We start from the raw sequence: 5,390 nt of genomic DNA, 5'->3' as shown, positions 1-5,390 counted from the left end.
TGGCGGGCGGGATCGGCGCCGCGCCGGGCTCGGTGGGTTGTATCCCGGTCGCGGTCGCACCCGCGCCGGGCCCGAACAACCCGTTGAGTGCATCACCCACCGTGGGGCCGTATCCGATCTTGTCGTTGTACATCATCGCCACCCGGATCAACCGCGGGTACGACGAAGCGGCGTCGCTGGCCCCCGGCGAGGCGTAGACGGGTTCGACGTAGAGCAGACCACCCTGGCCCACGGGCAGCGTGAGCAGGTTGCCCCAACGGATCCGGTTCTGGTTGTCGCGCCCGATCACCCCCAGGTCCTGGGACACCGCCGGGTCGGTGGTGATCGCATTGTTGGCCAGCTTCGGGCCGTTGACCTGACCCGGAATGGTCAACACGGTGATCCTGCCGTACGTCGCCGGGTCGGAGCTGGCGCTGATGTAGGCCGCCAGATAGTCGCGCTTGAACCTGTTCATCGCGCTGATCAACTGGTATGAAGCCGAATTGTCGTTCTTCGCAATGTTTTTCGCGACGATGTAATAGGGCGGTTGGTAGCTGCTGGCGGTGGGGTTGGGATCCAACGGCACATCCCAGAAATCGGACGTGGAGAAGAACGTCACGGGGTCGTTGACGTGGTACTTGGCCAGCAGCATGCGCTGCACCTTGAACAGGTCTTCGGGGTAACGTAGGTGTTCGGCGAGCTCGGGGGTGATGTCGCTCTTGGGTTTGACGGTGCCGGGGAACACCCGCATCCACGCCTTCAGCACCGGATCCTGTTCGTCCTGCTGGTAGAGCGTGACGGTGCCGTCATAGGCATCCACGGTGGCCTTCACCGAATTTCGGATGTAGGACACCTGCTTGTCGGGCGCGAGCCGGTTGAACGCCACCTCGGTGGAGTCGGCGGTCGCGGACTCCAGGGAGGTCAATTCGGAGTACGGGTAGTTGTCCAGCGTCGTGTAGCCGTCGATGATCCACACCAACCGCTTGTTGACGATCGCCGGGTATACGCCGCTGTCGGTCGTCAGCCACGGCGCCACCGCCTCCACCCGGCGCGCGGGATCGCGGTTGAACAGGATCTTGCTGTTGGAGCCGATCACGTTGGAGAACAGGAAGTTTCGTTCGGCGAACTTCGCGGCGAAGACGCTGCGGGATAACCAGCCACCGACCGGGACTCCCCCGAGCCCGGTGTAGGTGTAGTTCTTGGTTTCGTTGCTGGTCTCGTAGTCGTATTCGCGGTCGTTGCCGTTGCGTCCGACGATCGCGTAGTCGGCGGAGGTGTTGGAGATGACGGGTCCGTAGTAGATGCGCGGCTGGTCCAGCTGTGCCGGCCCGTCGGACACGATGCTGCCGTTGGCGCCGACGACGTTGACCAGAAACTCCGGGTAGCCACCGTTCTGGTTGGGGTCGTTGGCGATTCCCCGCACCGTGTTGGCCGGCGACGCGATGAATCCGTTGCCGTGGGTGTAGACGGTGTGCCGGTTGATCCAGTCACGCTGGTTGTCGATCAGCCGGTCGGGGTTGAGCTCTCGGGCCGCGACGACATAGTCGCGCAACGCCCCGTTGCGGTCGAGGTACCGGTCGATGGACAGCTGGTCGGGGAAGTAGTAGAAGTTCTTGCCCTGCTGGAACTGGGTGAACGCCGGGCTGATGATCGTGGGGTCGAGCAGCCGGATGTTGGAGGTGGTGGCCCGGTCGGCCGCGACCTGCTGGGCGGTGGCCTGCGCGTCGCCGGTGTAGTTGCGGTAGCTGACCACGTCGGACGTCAAGCCGTAGGCTTGCCGCGTCGCGCCGATGCTGCGGCTGATGTATTCGCTTTCCTTCTGCGCCGCATTGGGTCTGACGCTGATCTGCTCGACGATCAACGGCCACCCGGCGCCCACGATCAATGACGACAGCAGCAACAAGGCCAGGCCGATGGCAGGAATCCGCAAGTCGCGCAGGACGATTGCGGAGAACACCGCTACGGCGCAGATCAGGGCGATTGCCATCAGGATCAGCTTTGCCGGCAGCACCGCGTTGATATCGGTGTAACCGGCGCCGGTGAACGGCTTGCCGCCGCGGGTGTGCGACAGCAGCTCGTAGCGGTCCAGCCAATAGGCAACGGCCTTGAGCAGCACCAGCACGCCGAGCAGGCTCACCAACTGGATCCGCGCCGAGCGGCTCAGTGCCCCGGTACGGCCGGATAACCGGATGCCGCCGAAGATGTAGTGCGCCAACACGTTCGCTATGAAGGCCAGGAACACCGCCACGAAAATATAGCTGAGCAGGAGCCGGTAGAAGGGCAGCTCGAACGCGTAGAACCCGAGGTCCTTGCCGAACTGGGGATCCCTGATTCCGAAGTTTCCGCCGTGCAGGAAGAGCTGGACCCGCACCCAATAGCTCTGCGCGATGATGCCCGCCAGCAGGCCGACCGCCGCCGGAATCCCGATGCCGACCAGTCGCAGGCGCGAAACGACGACGGTCCGGTACCGCGCCACGGGATCGTTGGTGTTGCTCGGTACGAACACGGGACGGGCGCGGTAGGCCAACGCAAGCCCGGTGAACACGATGCCGCCGACCAGCAGACCGGCCACCAGGAAGACGACGACGCGGGTGACCAGCACGGTGGTGAACACCGAGCGGTAGCCGAGCTCACCGAACCACAGCCAGTCGACGTAGGCGTCGATCAGCCGCGGACCAGCGAGCAGCAAAACGATCACACCGAGTGCGATCAGGATCAGAATCCGGCTACGCCGAGTTAGCTTCGGCATCCTTGCGGTGGGCCGCATCCCCACTGGCTACGCTCCCTGATCGGTGTGGCTGGCTTTGAGATTTCTAGGTCAAACTGTACGCACTTCACAACGTCGGCCGGGTGGCGTCGTCGGCGGGCTAGCAACTGGGCGTCTGACCGCCCGACCTGATGGCGTGCAGCGCGTCCACCGTCTGGCCCAGGGTCTCGACCTTCACCAAGCGCAAGCCGGACGGATTGTCCGAGGTCGCCTCGTAGCAGTTCTTCGCCGGCACCAGAAACACCGTGGCTCCCGCCGAGTGGGCGGCGGCCATCTTGTGTGTGATGCCGCCGATTTGGCCCACCTTGCCGTCGACGGAGATGGTGCCGGTTCCCGCGATGAACATCGACCCGGCCAAGTCACCGGTGGTGAGCTTGTCGACGACCGCCAGGCTGAACATCAGCCCGGCCGACGGCCCGCCCACATTGGCTAGGTTGAAGTCGACGACGAACGGCGCCCAGGGCGCATCGAGCACCGCCACGCCCATGAAGCCGTAGTCGCGATCCTTGTTCGTCCCCAGCGTGATTTGCGCGGTGCCAATTGGGCCGGCCGCGTCATTTTTGCGGCGATAGTCGATCGTCACCACCTGACCGGGTTTGGTGCTCTTCAGGAATCCCGTGAACTGCTCGACGCTGGCCACCGGGGTGCCGTTGACCGCGTCGATGGCGTCACCCGGCTTCAGCTTGTTAGCCGACGGACCGGGGTCGGTAACCGTCGCGACGGTCACCGCGACCGGGTACTTCAAGAACCCCAGCGCGGCGTAGGCGGCGCTGTCCTCGGAATTCTTGAAGTCGGCGTTGTTGGCCTTGTCGACGTCGTCCCGCGACTTGCCCGGTGGGTAGACGAGATCTCGCGGTATCAGCTGTTCCTGTCCCGAAAGCCACAGCGTGAGCGCTTCGCCGAAGGTCAGATCGTCGCGCTGGGACACCGTCGTCATGTTGAGATGGCCCGTCGTCGGGTGGGTCTGGGTGCCCTCGATCTCGACCACCGGCTTGCCGTCGACCTCGCCGAGCGTGTCGAACGTCGGGCCCGGCCCCAGGGACACAAACGGCACCGTCACCACCGCGAGCAGCACGCCGAAGACCACGATCGGCACCAGCGCGACGATCAACGTCAGAATCCGCCTGTTCACGCCGCTACCCTATCGGGCCCCTGCTCAGGCTCGTTCAGCTACGAGCGTGACCACAGATGGCGCGTTGCCTCCCCGCGGTGAGTACCGTTGACGGTATGTCCGACCTGCCGTTCGGCTTCTCCTTCGGCGATGACCCGGAGCGCGAGAAGAAAGATCCCGATTCCGGCTCCGGGGGGTCCGACCCGCTGGGCGCTTTCGGCATGAGCGGGGATTTCGGCATGGGCGACCTGGGGCAGATCTTCACCCAGCTGGGCCAGATGTTCAGCAGCGCGGGCACCGTCACGGCCGGCGGCAAGGCGTCGGGTCCGGTCAATTACGAACTGGCGCGACGGGTCGCGTCGAGCTCGATCGGGTTCGTCGCCCCCATCCCCGCCTCCACGAACAAGGCGATCGCCGACGCGGTCCACCTCGCCGAAACCTGGCTGGACGGCGCGACTGCGCTGCCCGCGGGCACGTCCAAGGCGGTGGGCTGGAGCCCCAGCGACTGGGTCGACAACACGCTGGAGACCTGGAAACGGCTGTGCGATCCGATGGCCGAGCAGATCGCGACGGTGTGGGCGTCGTCCCTGCCCGAAGAGGCCAAGAGCATGGCCGGCCCGCTGCTGGCGATGATGTCGCAGATGGGCGGCATGGCGTTCGGCTCGCAGCTCGGCCAGGCGCTGGGACGGTTGTCCCGCGAGGTGCTGACCTCAACGGACATCGGTCTGCCGCTCGGCCCCAAGGGGGTGGCCGCGATACTCCCGGATGCCCTCGACTCGTTCGCCTCCGGACTCGAGCAGCCGCGCAGCGAGATCCTGACCTTCCTGGCCGCCCGTGAGGCCGCGCACCACCGGCTGTTCAGCCACGTGCCCTGGTTGTCCAATCAGTTGCTGGGCGCGGTCGAGGCCTACGCGAGGGGCATGAAGATCGACATGTCCGGAATCGAGGAGCTGGCACGGGACTTCAACCCGGCGTCGCTGTCCGATCCGGCGGCCATAGAGAGCCTGCTCGGGCAGGGGGTCTTCGAGCCCAAGGCGACGCCGGCGCAGAAGCAGGCGCTGGACCGCCTCGAGACGCTGCTGGCATTGATCGACGGCTGGGTGCAGGTGGTGGTCACGGCGGCCCTGGGCGATCGGATTCCGGGCACGGCCGCGCTCAGCGAGACGCTGCGCCGCCGCCGGGCCAGCGGCGGCCCGGCCGAGCAGACCTTCGCGACGCTGGTCGGCCTCGAGCTGCGGCCCCGCAAGCTGCGGGAGGCCGCCGCGCTGTGGAACCGCCTGACCGACGCCGCCGGGGCGGACGCCCGCGACGCCATCTGGCAACACCCGGACCTGCTGCCCGACGCCGAGGACCTCGACGAGCCGGCCGGCTTCATCGACCGCGTCATCGGCGGGGACACCAGCGGGATCGACGAGGCCATCGCCAAGCTAGAACAAGGCCCCGACAACGAAGACCCTGCCGGCGGAGCTGTGGATAACTGAGCGCGGCGCTCGCCGTCGGCGTGGCACAGTCTCAACCCATGACTCAGGTCGT

At 66.1% G+C, this 5,390-nt stretch carries 3 protein-coding genes; 1 reads left to right on the top strand and 2 read right to left on the bottom strand.

The window, feature by feature from the left end; all coding sequences use genetic code 11:
• Together JWP83_RS12435 and JWP83_RS12430 are read right to left on the bottom strand one after the other, a co-directional pair.
• Nucleotides 1-2,752: UPF0182 family protein (locus JWP83_RS12435; RefSeq protein ID WP_297730241.1), on the bottom strand; the 2,752-nt coding region annotated here is incomplete at its 3' end.
• A gap of 94 nt (nucleotides 2,753-2,846) precedes the next feature.
• On the bottom strand, nucleotides 2,847-3,878 hold the full coding sequence (locus JWP83_RS12430) for a PDZ domain-containing protein (RefSeq protein ID WP_297730240.1): 1,032 nt from the start codon (nucleotides 3,876-3,878) through the stop codon (nucleotides 2,847-2,849).
• Between the two features lie 77 nt (nucleotides 3,879-3,955).
• On the opposite strand from JWP83_RS12430, the gene JWP83_RS12425 reads away from it, so the two are divergent.
• Entirely contained in the window at nucleotides 3,956-5,338 is a 1,383-nt protein-coding gene (locus JWP83_RS12425; protein ID WP_297730239.1) for a zinc-dependent metalloprotease, read from the top strand.
• Nucleotides 5,339-5,390 lie beyond the last annotated feature (52 nt).

Source organism: Mycobacterium sp. (assembly GCF_025965855.1).
Classification (GTDB): Bacteria; Actinomycetota; Actinomycetes; order Mycobacteriales; family Mycobacteriaceae; genus Mycobacterium.
Note: the sequence above shows the minus strand (reverse complement) of the source record. Positions and strands in the feature narration are given on the sequence as shown.